Origin of the sequence: Vibrio taketomensis, assembly GCF_009938165.1 — a bacterium.
GTDB lineage: Bacteria > Pseudomonadota > Gammaproteobacteria > Enterobacterales > Vibrionaceae > Vibrio > Vibrio taketomensis.
Genome location: NZ_AP019649.1, coordinates 1,497,384 through 1,515,530, shown reverse-complemented (window position 1 = coordinate 1,515,530; position 18,147 = coordinate 1,497,384). Strand labels below are relative to the sequence as shown.

Annotated in this window: 12 protein-coding genes and 1 pseudogene; 9 read left to right on the top strand and 4 right to left on the bottom strand. The window is 44.1% G+C overall.

Annotation, left to right across the window (positions count from 1 at the left end):
• Positions 1-115 precede the first annotated feature (115 nt).
• Both Vt282_RS20575 and Vt282_RS06990 read left to right on the top strand, forming a co-directional pair.
• Positions 116-442 carry a hypothetical protein gene (locus Vt282_RS20575; protein ID WP_232055020.1) on the top strand — a complete coding sequence of 109 codons (327 nt, stop codon included), beginning with the start codon at positions 116-118 and terminating at the stop codon, positions 440-442.
• Positions 443-620: 178 nt separating this feature from the next.
• The gene (locus Vt282_RS06990; RefSeq protein WP_232055019.1) at positions 621-2,960 is read left to right on the top strand and encodes a M66 family metalloprotease; all 2,340 of its coding nucleotides are present in this window, start codon (positions 621-623) and stop codon (positions 2,958-2,960) included.
• Between the two features lie 91 nt (positions 2,961-3,051).
• On the opposite strand, the gene Vt282_RS06985 is transcribed toward Vt282_RS06990, so the two are convergent.
• Both Vt282_RS06985 and Vt282_RS06980 read right to left on the bottom strand, forming a co-directional pair.
• Positions 3,052-3,930 (bottom strand): mechanosensitive ion channel family protein, encoded by an 879-nt coding sequence (locus Vt282_RS06985; RefSeq protein WP_162046355.1) that lies wholly within the window; start codon positions 3,928-3,930, stop codon positions 3,052-3,054.
• A gap of 1 nt (position 3,931) precedes the next feature.
• Positions 3,932-6,253, bottom strand: a complete 2,322-nt coding sequence (locus Vt282_RS06980) for an ATP-binding protein (protein WP_174855836.1) — start codon at positions 6,251-6,253, stop codon at positions 3,932-3,934.
• A gap of 391 nt (positions 6,254-6,644) precedes the next feature.
• Between Vt282_RS06980 and Vt282_RS06975 the strand changes: the two genes are divergently transcribed.
• On the top strand, positions 6,645-8,237 hold the full coding sequence (locus Vt282_RS06975; RefSeq protein WP_162062959.1) for an ABC-F family ATPase: 1,593 nt from the start codon (positions 6,645-6,647) through the stop codon (positions 8,235-8,237).
• 98 nt (positions 8,238-8,335) lie between these two features.
• On the opposite strand, the gene Vt282_RS06970 is transcribed toward Vt282_RS06975, so the two are convergent.
• Both Vt282_RS06970 and Vt282_RS06965 read right to left on the bottom strand, forming a co-directional pair.
• Positions 8,336-10,225 (bottom strand): methyl-accepting chemotaxis protein, encoded by a 1,890-nt coding sequence (locus Vt282_RS06970; RefSeq protein ID WP_162062958.1) that lies wholly within the window; start codon positions 10,223-10,225, stop codon positions 8,336-8,338.
• A gap of 179 nt (positions 10,226-10,404) precedes the next feature.
• The gene (locus tag Vt282_RS06965) at positions 10,405-11,235 is read right to left on the bottom strand and encodes a formate dehydrogenase accessory sulfurtransferase FdhD (protein WP_162062957.1); all 831 of its coding nucleotides are present in this window, start codon (positions 11,233-11,235) and stop codon (positions 10,405-10,407) included.
• Between the two features lie 211 nt (positions 11,236-11,446).
• Here Vt282_RS06965 and Vt282_RS06960 point away from each other — a divergent pair, with 211 nt between their 5' ends.
• The 6 genes and pseudogenes from Vt282_RS06960 (at position 11,447) to Vt282_RS06935 (ending at position 18,145) form a co-directional block, all read left to right on the top strand.
• On the top strand, positions 11,447-11,896 hold the full coding sequence (locus Vt282_RS06960) for a DUF3305 domain-containing protein (RefSeq protein ID WP_162046359.1): 450 nt from the start codon (positions 11,447-11,449) through the stop codon (positions 11,894-11,896).
• On the top strand, positions 11,886-12,536 hold the full coding sequence (locus Vt282_RS06955; protein WP_162062956.1) for a DUF3306 domain-containing protein: 651 nt from the start codon (positions 11,886-11,888) through the stop codon (positions 12,534-12,536). Before Vt282_RS06960 ends, Vt282_RS06955 begins: the two co-directional genes overlap by 11 nt.
• Before the next feature lie 183 nt (positions 12,537-12,719).
• Complete coding sequence (locus Vt282_RS06950; protein ID WP_162062955.1) at positions 12,720-14,381, top strand: 4Fe-4S binding protein; 1,662 nt, start codon at positions 12,720-12,722, stop codon at positions 14,379-14,381.
• Positions 14,382-14,390: 9 nt separating this feature from the next.
• A pseudogene (locus Vt282_RS06945) lies at positions 14,391-15,012 on the top strand (TorD/DmsD family molecular chaperone).
• 63 nt (positions 15,013-15,075) lie between these two features.
• Entirely contained in the window at positions 15,076-15,276 is a 201-nt protein-coding gene (locus tag Vt282_RS06940) for a transcriptional initiation protein Tat (protein ID WP_162046362.1), read from the top strand.
• Between the two features lie 13 nt (positions 15,277-15,289).
• Positions 15,290-18,145, top strand: a complete 2,856-nt coding sequence (locus Vt282_RS06935) for a formate dehydrogenase subunit alpha (RefSeq protein ID WP_162046363.1) — start codon at positions 15,290-15,292, stop codon at positions 18,143-18,145.
• Positions 18,146-18,147 lie beyond the last annotated feature (2 nt).

Below are 18,147 nucleotides of genomic sequence, written 5' to 3'. Positions count from 1 at the left end.
TCTAATTTTGGCATCTATCGATAGTCGGGTTTAAATCTTGGCTGTAACATCTTTAAACAGGTTGGAGTGATATTTATCCTTTCGCCTGAATTACAATAACAATTAAAGAGAATAGATGATGAAGAAAGCTTTAGGAGTGGTGATAGCATCGTTGCTATCGGCTAACGTACACGCTGAGTCGATGACATTCGAACAGTCTACTGTACGAATTATGGAGAAGATGGACCAACTTGCTGAATTAGCAAAAGATCCGAATAATGTAACTCAGACTGGTGAGCAAAAATACCTAGAATACAAAGGTAAACGTTTGCGAATTAATTATGACGGTAACGTTAAGTTTGATTTATTTGACTTTGATTCAGAATTTGAAACCGTTTTTGATTTTATTCCGAAAGAGTGGGAGAAATATTGGTATGACGGTGGCTTTGATATTTTCCTTTAGGTTTCTATGAGGCTGAAAATGTACATTTGGCCTCTATGCTGCGGCTCGAGGTTCAAAAGACAATCAAGGTAACTATATTTGGGAGCGCCCGCAAACCACTTCTTTAGACACTTCAGAGTGTCGTGAACTATCTCCAGCGGCTTCTATTTTCTTTAACCAAAACACTTATGAGAACCATTTGTCCGGAGCGCTATCTGGTGCGGTATTGTTTGCTCAGGCGCATATCATTCCGGCTTCGTCGTTAAGTGACGAAAAGCGCATGCATTTAGTAGGTGAGCGCAAAACCAAAGTGATGCTAAAGCCTGAACAAGCATTTGATGATTACACCAAAGTCACATTAAAGGCATTCAACAAGCAAGGTATGCTGCTTGGTGAGCTTGAAATGAAACACCCGAATCAACTCGCTAAGAATGCGCTGGCAATACCTGAATTGGACAACCTAGAAGTTGATTTTAGTTATGATGCTGACGCAGTATTTAACGTCCGTACAGTTTCAAGTGATGCCATTGCTGAGGCACTGAAAGACAACAATGTAGTCGAGTTGAAAACATGGAATGGTCACTGGATTCGTGATTTCTCGCTGGAACAAAACAATCCGGCACTCGATGGTAAAACGGTAATTTTCACCTCAAGTGCAGGTTACAATTCTCAGGTGAATTACTACCAAGAACGTAAAAAGAACATTGTTAACGGTACTTCCACTGTATTTAAGAATGTGAAGGGCACTTGGGTCGTATCTGATGACTTGGTATTCAACCAAATTGGTTACGCACATGGTATGTGGTCAGCCGATCTTCCAAAAGAATGGTTAAAGCCGGGCCTGAGCCTGACATTTAGCAACCAAGATAAAACGGGGTCGCTTGTTAATATCAATATTGGCGCGCCAACAGAGCTGTTAATGCATACGATTGATGTCGGTATGTTGGTGGAGCCACGTAAGCAATTCCATTTCCAATACGACAAAGAAGCGCAACGCGAATATTTTGAAACTGCACCGTTGAGCAAAATGATCGTTTCTGAATATCAGCCACTGCATTTAACGGAAGTGATGCTTCCTGATGGTACGCTACTGACTGATCATGATCCAAGCGAAGGCGGTTGGCATGGCGGCACGATGCGTCAACGCATTGGTAAAGAGCTGATCTCAATTGGTATTAACAACGCTAACTACGGTATCCACTCTACAGCGGGTGTTGGTGAAGGTGAGAATCAATACTTAGCGGCTCAATTAACCGCACATAACACACGCGGCAATTACAGCAATGGTGTACAAACTCATGGCGGTTCTGGTGGCGCTGGTATGGTGACATTGGACAGCTCCATCGGTAACGAGTTTAGCCATGAAGTTGGCCACAATTATGGTTTAGGTCACTATCCTGGCGGTTTTGAAGGTTCAATTCATAAACCTGCCCATATGACTAACTCCACTTGGGGTTGGGATTCTGCTCGAGATGTGTTTATTCCAAACTTTGAGCCGATCAATACCAATAAAGAAAGCTGTTTAGATGGTCAGTGTGTTCCTGCATTTAACGATATGTTCCGCTTTGGCCACGATTCGATGGCTGGTGGTTGGGCAATGTATGATGCTCAGCGCTTTACTTTGTATACCCCTTATTCGATGCACTTTATTCAGAAAAATTTAGAGAGCAAAATCGTGTTTGATGAAACATCATCAACCGGTTACCGCAAGTGGGATCAGGCAAGCGAAACCATGCGTGAATACACTCACCAAATTGACGCTTTAGAAGTGAGCAAACTCAATCCATGGGACGCGAATGCTGAATTTATCACTCAGTTGTTTGTGGATTTTGACAAAGTAGACCTATCAACATGGAATGGTCACTGGGCGCGTAACATGTCGTTACCACTGGCTTCTGCTGCAAACAAAGGCAAGATCTTTACCTTTAACTCAAATGCAGGCTACCACTCATACTTAGAAGTGAATGGCGAAGAGATGTTAGTTGCTAATGGAAGTCGATTGACGTTCGTTTCTGATGGTGAGTTTTGGGTGCAAAATGCCGAGTTTGAATCGAAGAAAACCATTCGTCCTGAGCAATATGGCGTGGCGGTCACCACACTCGTCGGCTATTACGATCCTAAAAATGAATTGCCAAGCTATATCTACCCAGCGTTACATGGCGCATATGGTTATGTCTATGCTGACGATTCATCGACACTAAGTAAAGGCCAGTGTGCACTGGAAGTCGAAACAGCGAATGGCGATGTACTGAAGTATGCGTTGAAAAACAACCGCACGAATGCGGAGTATATGAACAAGTTCCACGTAAACGTAGCGCAATCTCTCAGCCCGGTAAGCGCCGCAGTAGTTTGTGATGAGCGAGAATTGGATCGTTTCTTTATTTCAGCGCCAACTCAAGAGCTAAACTATACCGTTCAGGGTGAAGAGAAGCCGGTTAGCCGCACGGCTTTCACTGTTGAACAGTCGGTAAAACGTGTCTTACCGACGCGTTATGAGCCACAAGCTTGCTCTCATGCTGATGTAGAGCATCACCATTAATCGTTTGATTTAAAAATTGGAAAATATAGCTGTTCCAATAAAGCAAAACGCCTTCAATTGAAGGCGTTTTTTTTATCTCAAATAAGCCAAATTAGCTCGCATTAACCGCAATTTTAGGTGGTTTAATGCCATGGTTACGAAACTCTTTCATCACGCGTAGCGTAATGTCGGTTTCAAACAGCTTTTCATAAGCCGTATCGACTACATAAGCTTTACACGTCAGTTGTATCGCAAGGTAGTTGTCCGCCATTGTTTGCTTCACTAACACAGTGACAGGTTTTGGCAGGTGAATGTAACGACTTGAAGAAGCGGCTTCCTGAATTAGGTCGCGGGCGAGGGTAATGTCTTCATCCATACTGACGTAAAACGGAATCACCACTTGCATATCAAGGGCGCCATAGTTACCGCTCACCACGACCTCATTCAAGAATTTGTTGTTTGGGATAGTGATAATGTCATCGTTTAGGGTGCGCATACGAACAGAGCGCAAGCCAATAGCAATGATATCCCCATAATTACCTTCAAAGGTGACACGGTCACCCACTTGGAAAGGTCTATCGACCATCACGGTAATCCCCGCGATGAACGATGCGGCAAGGTCTTTTAGCGCAAAACCGACAGAAACCGCCAGCGTACCGCCAATAAGAGCTAGAATTTGATCGTTAATACGAAAGCTCATCATAAACACCACAATACCTGTGGTCATATAGATGACAAACTGCATAAAAGATTGCAGTTTTTGCAGTAGCATTCGGTATTGAACGAACTGACTACCAAAGCTTTCAACCATAGAGTTGATAAACTTGAGTAACAGCCATGTCCCCGCAATCACAAATAGCGAAAAGAAGACACCACTCCAGCGGATCAAGCTGGCGATCTTAGAAATATTCTCAACGTTGGCGATTTCTTCGCTGGCAAAAGCGGGCATCGCGAACAGAGACAGTAGTAATAAGGTGATGATTGTTTTCATTCTACTTCACCAAAAGATGTTGACGGTCTAGGACGTTAGTAATGTGGCGGAACCAGTGATCAGAGACTCGAGCCTGATCTTCACTCCATTCAATAAAGCCGCGGCTTTGGAAGTAGCGCAAAATACCAGTAATTTCAGCAATACTCAGCTGGGTGCATTCCGACAGAATCTCTGGCGAAGCGATTTCTAACTGAATGATTGAACGCAGTACCGCCAACATCGGCTTAGGCATATTTTCTAGCTCTTGAGATTCAGGCACATGGAATAGGCGAACCACGGTTTGATCGGTTTCTTTGTTGCGATTGATCGACAAACGGAAAAAGCGCAGCGCAACCGTCGGGTTACCATCCGAATAGTGCCAAAGAATGCGGTAAAAACCTTGTTTAGCGCGTTCTTCTTCACTAATGTCTTCATGATCCCACTGTTTTGGTACCACCAAGCCTTCAAATGACAAGGGTTTGTCTATGCTCTGATTAATGCGGCTATCAAGTAGCTGCGCGATTTGTTTTTCGCTCCAGCGAGGTAGGAAACATACTAAATCAAACAGTAGACGCTCACCACGAGCGCGGTCGACAAAGCGCCAGCTTGATTTCACAATTGAAAATACGATGCGATGGTTTTTCTTTGAACGACGCAGAAGGTTGGTGATACGAATCAGATCGTTCAGACCACCCACCATTGGTTTCACCAAACGATGTGCATTATCAATCGCAATCAGATACGTGGTGTCACTTTTGCGCAGATGGGCAAGAATTTGAATCTCGCTCGATTCTTCATCCAAGCCAATACTTACCGCAAGCTGTTTAAGCAACTCGGTATATCCTGCGTATGGGCAACTGAGATAGATTGGCTCTGCATTAGACACTTTGTTTAGCATAGTGTTTAGCAGTGTCGTTGCTCCGATGCCTCGTTCGCCAGAGACGACGCAAATTGCAGGGCTATCCGACATCAAGTAACGAGAAAGCTGCTTGATTTCGTCACCAGCATAGTCGATTAAGGTGCTATCAATGTTACCTGGTAAAACATAATCAAAGACTTGTTCGCCTTTAATTCTCACCAACTGATGGTGGCCTTTACCTAAACCGGATTGCTTAGCCACTTCGATACGGAAGAGATAAGCCAATGCCTGGCTGAACAGAGTAGAGTGAGAAAGTAAACTCATCACTCGATGTTTAATGTTCTCTATAGTCAGCCAAACAATCGCGATTGCAGTGGCGGGAATATTCAGTAAAAACGTATTCTGACGGTTATTCGCCCAATGCACCCATACTGGGTATTCAAAATGGTGCTGCAAAGACTCAAACACGGTTTTTCGCCAGAGTTTAAGTACAGAAATCGTCACCAGTACAAACCAGAAAAAGAGTGCGCTGTATATCCAACTATAAATGGTGCCTTTACCAAGGGTATGCATTGAGATCTGCAGAATCACGCCGGCGATAATAATGCTCCAAACGTAACGGCGAATGGTAGCTAAACGCAATGCAATCACCTCGGGTGAGGAGCTGCGACTGTTTCGGTAAGCAAATTCGAGAATAAAACTGATCGCGATAGAGCCACCAAGAATCCACCAAGTGAAGATCTCGAGTAGGATTAAATGTTGAAGGCTTGGGATTTGTGACAATACACGTAGTGATAACGTAATCGCAATTAGCCATGCAATAGCGCGATGCGCACGGCTAATATACCAAATCAAACGTACCCACAATGGCGGATTGGTTTTACTTTCTAATTGGCTTTGGCGGAACAAATCAATGAGGCGTTTACTGTTAGCTAGCCACCACACCAAACCAAAATAGACAAATAGCACCTTGATCGCTGCCCAAATCACCGGAATAGGAGAAATTAGAATCTCTCCAACCAGAGATTTGAAACTGCGGACCTGAAAGTAAATCAGGTACTCAATATTGTGTTTAGTAAGCTGCCATTCTTGTTTGAATTGCGTTACACCGTAAGGACCAAAACCAGTTAAACGTTCTTGATTCGCTGCGCTTGTTAACGCGAGTAGGCTTTCTTTACTTTGGTTAAGGCTGGTTAAGGTTGAGTACGAGCCTTGTACACCATTCCACGTACTATCGTTACTACTGGCTCGATATTGATTGAGGTGCTCGGCAAATAATGCAATTTGCTCTCTTTGCACTCGTAATACATGAGCTAATAAGGAGTCAACGCGACGCTGATCTTTCGCCGACATAAATAGTGGGTCAGGTATCGCCGCGACTTGTTGAGCTATTTGAATCGCTTCTTCAGAAGCCTGAGGTTGAGATTGAAAGCCATATTCGTTGTCGGCGAGGCTAGGCATGGATAAAAATAAACATGCCAGCATCAATATTTGCCGAGAAAAAACTCGCCATTGAGTACGCATAGAACACTCTTAAATTTTTGTAATGTTGGATTTATTGTAGTTGTTTTAGCGGAAGATGAATTTCCGTTGAGGGGCGAGTCTATGCTCAAATGCCAATTTGGTGTCATCGATTTGTAAAATTCCTAACATAAACGATGTAAACCGCCATGAGCCTTGACTGATATGGCGACATTTAAGCATTCATCTTGCTCTTTAGGTATTCGCGTACTGACCTTTCTTTAAACACGCGTTAGCTAAAAAGATAAGTTCATAAAAACAGGGGAATTTCAAAACAACGCTTGCAGTTGAAGCACTTTACCAGTAACGTTGCGCGGTTTTTTCTCTTTAACAATCCAAGCTAAGGTACAGGGTTTTGATCTCTACTGCTAATATCACGCAACAATTTGGTGCTAAGCCACTATTTGAAAATATCTCAGTTAAATTCGGTGAAGGTAACCGTTACGGTCTTATCGGCGCGAATGGCTGTGGTAAATCTACGTTTATGAAAATCCTTAGTGGCGAACTTGAGCCAACGAGCGGTAACGTAAGCTACGATCCAAACGAGCGTGTTGCAAAGCTAAACCAGGACCAGTTTGCTTATGAGCAATACACAGTAATCGATACTGTAATCATGGGCTATAAAGAGCTTTGGGCTGTAAAACAAGAGCGTGACCGCATTTACTCTCTAGCAGAGATGAGTGAAGAAGACGGTATGAAAGTAGCCGATCTTGAAGTTGAATTCGCTGAGATGGATGGCTACATGGCGGAATCAAAAGCAGGTGAACTGCTTCTTGCGGTGGGTATTCCTCTAGAACAGCACTATGGCTTTATGAGCGAAGTTGCACCTGGTTGGAAACTGCGTGTACTACTTGCACAGGTTCTATTTGCTGATCCGCACATCATGCTACTTGACGAACCAACCAACAACTTGGATATGGACACCATTCGCTGGCTAGAAGAAACGCTAAACCAACGTAACTGTACGATGATCATTATCTCGCACGACCGTCACTTCCTAAACTCAGTATGTACCCACATGGCTGACTTAGACTACGGTGAGCTACGTCTATACCCAGGTAACTACGATGAATACATGACAGCAGCATCACAAGCTCGTGAACGTCTATTGTCTGATAATGCGAAGAAGAAAGCACAAATTGCTGAACTACAAACGTTCGTAGCTCGATTCTCAGCAAACGCATCGAAAGCAAAACAAGCAACATCTCGTGCAAAACAGATCGATAAGATCCAACTGGACGAAGTGAAGGCTTCAAGCCGTCAAAACCCATTTATTCGTTTTGAACAATCGAAAGAACTATTCCGTAACGCGCTAGAAGTTGAAAACCTAAGCCAAGGTTTTGAAGACGATCTATTTGCTAACTTCAATGCGATCTTTGAAGTAGGTGAGCGTGTTGCGATTATCGGTGAGAACGGTGTAGGTAAAACAACGCTTCTTAACACGCTAGCAGGTGTACTTGAGCCTCGCACTGGTTCTTACAAATGGTCAGAAAACTCAAACATCGGTTACTACGCACAAGATCACGCGCATGACTTTGAAGAAGATCTAAAACTGATGGATTGGATGGGTCAATGGCGCCAAGAAGGCGATGACGAGCAAGTGCTACGTAGCTTCCTTGGTCGTATGCTGTTTGGTCAAGACGACATTAAGAAGTCAGTAAAAGTACTATCAGGTGGTGAGCAAGGTCGTATGCTGCTAGGTAAGCTAATGATGCAAAAACCTAACATGCTACTAATGGACGAACCAACCAACCACATGGATATGGAATCGATCGAATCGCTAAACACGGCACTTGAACAATACAAAGGCACACTGTTCTTCGTATCGCATGACCGTGTATTCGTAGACTCGCTGGCAACGCGTATTCTTGAAATCCGCGATGGTCAAATCCACGACTTCCGTGGTACTTACGCTGAGTACCTACAAGCTCGCGGCATCGTTGGTTAATTACTAACGTCGATTTAATTGAAAAGGGCTAGATGTGATATCTAGCCCTTTTTGTATTTCTATTTCGTGGTTACAGATATAAGCAATCAAGCTAAATGCTAGTAGCGAAATTGCGCCACAAGCGAGTCGAGCTTGTGATTCACTTCTCCCACCTGACTGCTGTATTTCACAGACTCTTGCACTTCTTGATAGGTATCATTCGCTAAGGAAGCAATATGGGTAATGTTCCTATCAATTTCACTCGATACCATCGCTTGCTCTTCTGACGCCGTCGCGATTTGTGTATTCATATTAAATAACTCTTCAATTTGCTGATTGACACTATCAATCGCATCAACGACTTGTTGAGTATCTTGCTTCGTCGCTTCTGCCTGCTCTTGACTTGCAGCCATAATGGCGACGGTGGTGTGGATTTGACTCGTGAGGTTATTAATCGTCGATTCTATCTGACGAGTCGATTCATCCGTTTTCATTGATAGGTCACGCACTTCATCGGCAACGACCGCAAAACCACGACCATGTTCACCAGCACGAGCAGCTTCAATGGCGGCATTCAGCGCTAATAAATTGGTTTGTTCTGCAATGCCTTGAATGGTGGAAATAACGGAATTAATTTGACGGCTTTGCTCTTCTAATTGTTCGATCAGTCCCTGAGAGTTGGCGATGTCACTCGCAAGGCTTTGCATGCTGCTACTGGCTTGCTGCGTAATGTCTCTCGCCATTAGAGAGGCATCTTTCATGCTCGAAGCACTCATTGCTGCATGTTCGATGTTCGAGGTAATTTCGTTGCTCGTCTGCACCAGTTCATTAATTGCTGTAGCGACCGATTCCGATTCAATTTTCTGCTGCTCAGCGTTATTCATACTTTTCGTTGCGGCTTGAGTACTTAGAGTGGAGCTTTCATCCAACACCTCTTTTGCTGAGGCGACATCTTTGATTAAATTGTGCAATTTAGAAGTGAAGGTATCAAAGGAGTGGGCGAGTTGTGCAAGTTCATCATTACCGCTGGCATTCATTCTTACCGTCAAATCACCCGTACCACTGGCAATATCGCGCATCATCGCGTTGATGTTTTGAATTCGATTTATAATGCTACGGCCAATAAGAGCTAATAAACCGGAGAGCAATAGGGCGAGTAAAGCGCCGAATATATGCAGTTGCATTTTGACTTTGTCTGATGCGACGAGAATAGAACTTTCAATCTCACCTTGCATCGTGAGGATTTCTTCTTCCGTCGTATGAACTGTCTCTCTTAAATCACCTCGGATTCCTTGATCTTGTGTGAGCCCAAGCTGTCTATTCGCTTCAAACAGGTTGACCAGCGCATCTTGATAGCGATTGAAGATGTTTTGCAATGACGAAAGATAGCCAAATTGACGATAAAAACTTTGCAAGCTTTCTGATAGAACTAGCTCGCTTTGTTCAGAAGGATAAGCAAGATAATGAAAATCTTTTTCCATTAATTCCGAGAGTGCAACTTTTGCTTCGAGGTTATTGAGCCGAACGACGTCATCCCTGAGCTCGTTTCGAGCATTGCTAAGTTGATTGATAAGAGAATTACCGCTGGTTTTTGAATCAATTAGTTCAATTTGCGCAACCATCACATCGAACTTCTGTTGGTATTGCACCAGTGTTGAACTAATACGATTAATGCGTCCATCAAGAGGCAACTCATGCTGTTTGATTCGTTGTTCCAAGTCATTCAAACGTAGGGTGAGTTTTTCATAGGTTTGATCAAAACGTTGTTTGTACTTGATGTCATGACGAGCGAGAAAATCTTTTTCGTGTCGCCTGAGGGTTAGCAAATCAATCTCGGCTTCGGCGTTCTCAACGGAAGCCAATTCCAGTTCATGCATATTGTTTAAGCTTCGCTGTTCAAACAAGCCATAACAAACAATACCGACTAATAGAATAAGATTGATGGCGACCAATTTGCCTTTGATACTAATACTGCTAAACCAACTCGAATCGTTAGCGTTTTGAGACATGATGTTCTCCTAGAACCTGACGTTAGAATAAGTCGCACACCGAATAAAATAGTTATCTGTATTTAAGCCGTAATCGTGAATGCGATATTAAACTAATAGCACTAAGAGGGAGATTTGCAAAAGCGAGCGGATATGAAAAGCCCCTGAATATACAGGGGCTTTGGTGTATGCAGCGGAGGTTATTCGGCTTGTTCGCCTTTTACGTCAAAAGTGATTTTTTCTGCGCCGGTAAAGACTTGGAAACGTAAACCTTTTGCGCGGGCAATGGTCGTGATACCAAATTTCTTCGCTAAATCTAATCCCATCTGGGTCACACCTGAGCGGGACAGCAAAACAGGAATACCCATTTGAGCCACTTTGATCACCATTTCAGAGGTAAGACGACCTGTTGTATAGAAAATCTTGTCGTCGCCACTCTCTTCGTTGATCCACATTTCACCAGCCAGTGTATCCACCGCGTTGTGACGACCTACATCTTCAACAAACGATAACACTTGGTCACCTTTGCATACGGCACAACCGTGCACAGCGCCGGCTTTTTTGTAGGTATCGTTATAATGGGTTAGCGCTTCTAGTGCGATATAGATTTCTGATTGTTTAAGTGGCGTTTGAGGCACTTGATAATTCTCAAGCTGTTTCATCACATTGCCGTACATAGTGCCTTGTCCGCAACCAGAAGTAACGGTCTTTTTCTTTAAGGCTTTTTCGATATGTTCGGTATTTTCTTTGGTGATCACTGCGGCGCTGCTGGTTTCCCAATCGATAATCACCGATTCAATTGCATTAGGATCTGAGACGAAACTTTGGTTTTTAAGATAGCCAAGCACCAAAGACTCAGGACGTGAACCTAAGGTCATCAGCGTTACTACTTCTTTCCAGTTAAGCATAACCGTAAGAGGGCGTTCACAAGCAATCTCTTTAACTAGCTTCTCACCATATTCGTCATACACTTCGACTTCGATTGTTTGGAGTGGATTTTCACTGGTTTTAATTATATTTGGTTTAACCACGTTGATACCTATAGTTAGTAGCGCTTTGTTATATCAATGTTGAATCAAGTTTTGCGTTGATACAAGTAATAGTTACAAGCAATAAACGTTCCTAACAACATTAGTTCATTAAGGGTTGTTGATTAGTGCTACAATTTGGGAATGAATATTGCTTAGATGTCTGAATCTAAAATCTGCATGTCAAAGCAGCAAATCTAAAGTAGGGTGCATTATGTCTACATTAACGCTCAACAAAACTGAAGACCACTGGCCAGTAGAATGTGAGTTAACCGCTCAAGAGGTCAGCCAAGGCAAGTGGACAACGATTCAGCAACAGTTGACCGGTTTCAATATTAAGCCAGAGCAGCAAAGTAATATGTTAGCTATTCTGCAGTTGCATAAAGATGAACGCACCGATTATCGTTTCAATCTAAGCTCAAACCAACCAAAGTTGTTTGTCATTCTCGATACCTTTGAGGGTGAAGACAATCCTAAACTGGTTCAAGTGACGGCGTCACAGGGTGTGGCATCACGCTTTATGGATGGTGATTATTTAGTGCTATCTGCAGATATGCCATTGCCTATTCAAGCGTGGATGGAGGCCTACATTGGCCGCCATGGTGAGTTATTGGAAGTTAGACGTAAGAAACGCCCAGGAGCAGGTCGAGCAAATGGTAACTAGTTTTATTAGTCGCTGGTCTAAGCGAAAACTGGAAGAAACCGCAACGGAATTGCTAAAACCTGAACAAGAAACGCAACAGGTTGCCCACACTGCTCACGATGAAGTGGATTCACTGGACACAGCGGAAGAGACAGGCCAAGAGTCGCAGACAGAGGCTTTGGAAAGCCAAGGCCTTGAAGATGCAGTAGAAGCAAGTAACGACCAAGTCAAGAGTGAACCAACCTCGATTGCGACGCTATTGGCCTCAGAAGCAGAACGAAGCGTTAAGAAAGCAGCACTGCGTAAACTCTTTCTCTCAGATGAGTATAACGTTCGCGATGGGTTGGATGATTACGATGATGATTACAGTAATCTGAAAACACTGTCTCAAAGTGTGGCTGAAACACTGCGTGATTGGGTTAAAGAGAAACAAGAAGAACCTGTTGAAGAAACAGAAATAGCGGCAGAGAGTAATGAAACAGCGGTAGAACAAACATCACAAGTTGATGGCGTTGAAGAGCAAGCAGAACAAGCGAGTTTAAGTGATGGAACCAATGACTCTGATCTCTCGAATGATGAACTGTCTATCGCAAATCATGATGAAGATGATTCGCTCGTTTCCGATAAACAAAGTAGTGAGACAAAATATACCACACGCTAAGTAGGTACATTTTGACTACATTTGCTACCAGCCGATTGCGACAAATTGTCTCAATCGGTTTTTTTGTCTCTATTGTTTTATCGTTTCAAGCGTAACTAGCTGAATTTTATTGATAAAAAGTTGGTACGGCATTTGCAATAATTTGCTCGTCGAATTATCCGGTTGCAACCTGGACATAGAGCAATGCTTAAACAACTACTACAAGAAGCAACATCAAACAACGGTAAAGCAAGACTTTACGCGTTTGAAAATACGGTTGAGTTAACAAACCTCATCCCACCAACAGTAAGCTACGAAAGTGGCGGTAATACTCTAATTGTTGGTCCGACCGCTATTATTGAAAGTGCGGCGCAGCAGTTAGAGCAAATGAAGAGCCTAACTTTGCTGTCAACGGATGGTGAAAAGGGCACACACGCCAAACTCTACTTTGCCAATTCAGTGGAAGTTTCTGGTTTTCTGGGCGCTTTTGAAGTTCAGACTGTCAACAATATGCTACGCAGCAACTTGGCAGAAGTAGCGATTGGTCACGACTGTTTTGATGTCGTTCTAGACCTATGTCTAAATAGCTGCATGACAGAGGAAGTGCCTGTTCCTGGTTATTACCCAGTCGGTCGTGGTTATCCAAAACTAGCGGATGCGCTAGAAGAGATCCCAACCTTAATGGGTACGTTTGATAAACCAAAATTCTTCCGTTTAAATACCGATCTGTGTGCACATAGTTCACGTGGCGTAAAAGGCTGTGAGCGTTGCGTGGATGCGTGTCCTGCTGGTGCACTATCTAGCCAAGGCAGTGATGATACCGGCCATCGCATCGAAATTAATCCATACCTATGTCAAGGTGTGGGTACGTGTGCAACGGCATGTCCAACAGAAGCGATTCATTACGCTCTACCAAATCCTCAAGACACGCAAAAGTTTATTGAGCGTACGCTGGCTAACTATGAGAAAGCGGGCGGCTTAGATCCTATTGTACTTATTTGTAGTTCTCGTCATGAAAGTTACAACGTAATGGCGCTTAAGGCACTACCAGATAACGTTATTCCCGTTGTAGTCGAAGAATTGCCATCTGTGGGTATTGATACTTGGTTTGCTGCACTCGTTAATGGCGCTACACAAGTACTCTTCGCTGCAAGTCGTTTTATGCCACCTACGATTGTGCGCATTCTTAATAACGAAGTGTCTATTGCACAAGAGCTGCTATCACAACTGGGTATTCAAAAAGAATGCATCGACATTCTATATCTAGAATCTTTACGTGAAGGTCCTCCAACACTTTGTACTGATTCGTTTGATCTTGCACTTGGCGATCTTGAAGGTAATAAACGTCAACGTCTATTCACCGCTTTGGATGCATTAGCGATTTCACGTATTCCGGTAGAAAACGCTGTTGAGTTAGCGACTAATGCGCCTTACGGCAACGTAGAGTGTAAGTCGAGCGACTGTACGCTATGTATGAGTTGTGTGGCGGTATGTCCAACTCGAGCATTGCATACGGATGGTGAATCTCCTTCACTTAAGTTTGTTGAGCAAGATTGTGTGCAATGTGGCCTGTGTGAGAAAGCGTGTCCTGAAAAAGTGCTAACGCTAACTCCTCGCATGAATTGGGATAAAGACGCGCGCCAAAATGCACGCATTATCCATCAAGAAAAAGCGGCGGAATGTGTTCGTTGCCACAAACCTTTCGCTCCACAGTCTATGATTGATATGTTGCAGTCTAAGTTACGTGGTCACTCTCACTTTGCTAACGAAGCGGCACTTAACCGTATTGCAATGTGTGAAGACTGCCGAGTGATCGACATGTTCGAATCGATGGCTGACGACCCAACGAAACAAATTAAATACTAGGAGCTCGCCGTGGATCAAAACGAACAAGCAACATTGCGACAAGAAATCTATCTACTACTGGCTTCACTGTATCGCAAGCGCCAACACAAGAATTGGTGGGCTTTCTTGCTGATTTAGAAATTGAACAGACAGAAAGTGCGATGCAAAAAGCATGGCAATCATTACGTTTGGCAGCAGAGCAAAGCAGCCGTGAAGCGCTGGACGACGAGTATCAAGATCTGTTTATCGGAATTGGTCGTGGCGAAGTGGTTCCATTTGCTTCTTGGCACTTAACCGGGTCTTTGATGGAAAAGCCGCTTGCGGATATTCGTCTCGATCTCGAAACACTTGGTTTTGAACGCAAAACTAATGTGAAAGAGCCTGAAGACCATTTTGCTGCGCTGTGCGAAGTGATGGCTATGCTAACGAGCGAAGAGGCAAGTATCCAGCAAGTGTTCTTTAATAAACATATTGCGCCTTGGTTTGAGTCTCTCGTGAAGCAGATTGAACAAGCGAAACACGCGAAATTTTATTTGGCAGTTGCTCAGTTAACGGGTGCGTTTTGTACTGTTGAGCAAGTGCAATTTAGTCAAAACTTAAGAGCAAAACTCATTTAAAAATTGATGTGAAAAACGTAACTGAGTACGAGTAATAACATCGATAAGAGGGGCCTTGAGCCCCCAAAACACTACCTTAAGAGGGTAAGGAAGCAACAATGAAAGATAATAATCAAATAGATAATCGCCGCAGGGATCTCCTGAAAGGCTTTGCAACTGCTGCCGTTGCTGGTGCAGTTGTCGCTGGCACGACTAAAGTGGCAACCGCTGCAGAAACTGCTGACGAAGTTAAAACTGACGTGAAAAAGACAGGCTATCGCGAAACTCAGCATGTACGCGATTACTACGACACACTGTAATTAGGCTATACAGATGAAATTAGTTAAACGCTCTGATTCAGTGAGCAAAGAGCAAAACCAGCTTGGTGTTTCTCGTCGTACATTTATGAAAAACAGCTCACTTGCTGCTGGTGGTGCGGTCGTGGGTGCAAGTCTATTTGCACCAGGCATGATCAAAAAAGCACAAGCTAAGCAAGTTGATCCTCAAGCGAAGATCGAGCAAAAACGTACCATTTGTTCACACTGTTCTGTGGGCTGTGGTGTGTACGCGGAAGTACAAAACGGTGTTTGGACTGGTCAAGAACCAGCATATGATCACCCATTTAACGCTGGTGGTCACTGTGCGAAAGGCGCGGCACTGCGTGAACATGGTCACGGTGAACGTCGTCTAAAATACCCAATGAAACTTGAAAACGGTAAGTGGAAAAAGCTTTCTTGGGATCAAGCACTGACTGAAATCAGTAACAAAGCATTAGAGATCCGTGAGCAATCAGGCCCTGACTCTGTTTACTTCTTGGGTAGTGCGAAGCACAACAACGAGCAAGCGTATCTTTACCGTAAGATGGCGTCGCTTTGGGGTACCAACAACGTTGACCACCAAGCACGTATCTGTCACTCAACAACGGTAGCCGGTGTAGCAAACACTTGGGGCTACGGTGCGATGACAAACTCGTTCAACGATATGCACAACTGTAAATCGATGCTATTCATCGGTTCAAACCCAGCAGAAGCTCACCCTGTAGCAATGCAGCATATCCTAATCGCGAAAGAGAAGAGCAACTGTAAGATCGTCGTCGCTGACCCTCGCCGTACTCGTACAGCAGCGAAAGCGGATTACTATGTATCTCTTCGTCCAGGTACTGACGTAGCATTCATTTGGGGTGTTCTATGGCACGTATTTGCAAACAACTGGGAAGATAAAGAGTTTATCCAACAGCGTGTATTTGGTATGGATGAAATCCGTGCTGAAGTTGCAAAATGGACACCAGCAGAAGTAGAGCGCGTAACTGGCGTGAGCGAAGCTGAAGTTTATCAGACTGCAAAAGTCCTTTCTGAAAACCGTCCTGGTTGTGTTGTTTGGTGTATGGGTGGTACTCAACATACTACTGGTAACAACAACACTCGTGCTTATTGTGTGCTTGAACTTGCGCTAGGTAACATGGGTAAATCAGGTGGCGGTGCGAACATTTTCCGTGGTCACGATAACGTACAGGGCGCAACAGACCTTGGCGTACTTTCTGACACGCTACCAGGTTACTACGGTCTATCTGAAGGTGCATGGCGTCACTGGTCAAAAGTTTGGGATGTAGACTACGAATGGGTACACGGTCGTTTCGATAACAACGAATACGGCGGTCAAAAACCAATGAACAGCGCAGGTATTCCGGTATCTCGTTGGGTAGATGGCGTTCTAGAAAACAAAGACAAGATCCGTCAACGCGAAAACATCCGTGCGATGTTCTACTGGGGTCACGCAGTGAACTCACAAACTCGCGGTCCTGAAATGAAAAAAGCGATGCAAAAGCTGGATATGATGGTGATTGTTGACCCATACCCAACAGTTGCAGCGGTAATGAACGATCGTACAGATGGCGTTTACCTACTACCAGCGACGACTCAATTTGAGACTCACGGTAGTGTGACCGCGTCAAACCGTTCAATCCAATGGCGCGATCAAGTTATTCAACCGCTATTTGATTCAAAACCTGACCACGAGATCATGTACCTATTGTCACAAAAACTAGGTATTGCCGATCAACTGTTCAAAAACATCAAAGTTGAAAACAACCAACCAGTGATTGAAGACATCACTCGTGAATTCAACAAGGGTATGTGGACGATTGGTTACACAGGTCAAAGCCCAGAGCGTTTGAAAGAGCACCAACAAAACTGGCATACATTCCACAAGACAACGCTCGAAGCGGAAGGTGGCCCAGCAAACGGTGAAACTTACGGTCTACCTTGGCCATGTTGGGGTACACCAGAGATGAAACACCCTGGTACTCACATCCTTTACGATACGTCGAAAACAGTTGCTGAAGGTGGCGGTAACTTCCGTACACGTTTCGGTGTGGAATTTGAAGGTCAAAGCCTACTTGCAGAAGACAGCTACTCAAAAGGCTGTGAGCTACAAGACGGTTACCCAGAATTCACTGCTAACATGTTGAAACAACTAGGTTGGTGGGATGACCTAACAGCAGAAGAGAAAGTTGCTGCTGAAGGTAAAAACTGGAAAACAGACCTATCTGGTGGTATCCAACGCGTAGCGATCAAGCACGGTTGCATTCCATTTGGTAACGGTAAAGCACGTGCGATCGTTTGGACATTCCCAGACCGCGTACCACTGCACCGTGAGCCACTGTACACGCCACGTCGCGATCTTGTTGCTGATTACCCAACTTGGGATGACAAAGAAGCGATCTTCCGTGTACCTACGCTTTACAAATCAATCCAAGAACACGACAAGTCGAAAGAATACCCAATTATTCTGACTTCTGGTCGTCTGGTTGAGTACGAAGGTGGTGGTGAAGAAACACGTTCAAACCCATGGCTAGCAGAACTTCAACAAGAGATGTTTGTTGAGGTACACCCTAAAGATGCCAACGATCTTGGTTTCCAAGATGGTGACGATGTTTGGGTTGAAGGGGCTGAGAAAGGCCGTATTAAGGTCAAAGCGATGGTAACTTACCGCGTGATGCCAGGTCTTGCGTTCCTACCGTTCCACTTCGGCGGTAAGTTTGAAGGTGAAGATCTTCGTAGCAAGTACCCAGAGGGTACAGACCCATACGTTATCGGTGAAGCAGCAAACACTGCAACCACTTACGGTTACGACCCTGTTACCTTGATGCAGGAAACTAAAGTAACCCTATGTAACATTCGTAAAGCGTAAGG

What these genes read in the sequence shown, in the direction of transcription:
- Vt282_RS20575 (WP_232055020.1), top strand. Translation starts at nt 116, where the DNA reads ATGATGAAGAAAGCTTTAGGAGTGGTGATAGCATCGTTGCTATCGGCT.
- Vt282_RS06985 (WP_162046355.1), bottom strand. Translation starts at nt 3,930, where the DNA reads ATGAAAACAATCATCACCTTATTACTACTGTCTCTGTTCGCGATGCCC.
- Vt282_RS06980 (WP_174855836.1), bottom strand. Translation starts at nt 6,253, where the DNA reads ATGCTGGCATGTTTATTTTTATCCATGCCTAGCCTCGCCGACAACGAA.
- Vt282_RS06970 (WP_162062958.1), bottom strand. Translation starts at nt 10,225, where the DNA reads ATGTCTCAAAACGCTAACGATTCGAGTTGGTTTAGCAGTATTAGTATC.
- Vt282_RS06960 (WP_162046359.1), top strand. Translation starts at nt 11,447, where the DNA reads ATGTCTACATTAACGCTCAACAAAACTGAAGACCACTGGCCAGTAGAA.
- Vt282_RS06955 (WP_162062956.1), top strand. Translation starts at nt 11,886, where the DNA reads ATGGTAACTAGTTTTATTAGTCGCTGGTCTAAGCGAAAACTGGAAGAA.
- Vt282_RS06950 (WP_162062955.1), top strand. Translation starts at nt 12,720, where the DNA reads ATGCTTAAACAACTACTACAAGAAGCAACATCAAACAACGGTAAAGCA.
- Vt282_RS06940 (WP_162046362.1), top strand. Translation starts at nt 15,076, where the DNA reads ATGAAAGATAATAATCAAATAGATAATCGCCGCAGGGATCTCCTGAAA.
- Vt282_RS06935 (WP_162046363.1), top strand. Translation starts at nt 15,290, where the DNA reads ATGAAATTAGTTAAACGCTCTGATTCAGTGAGCAAAGAGCAAAACCAG.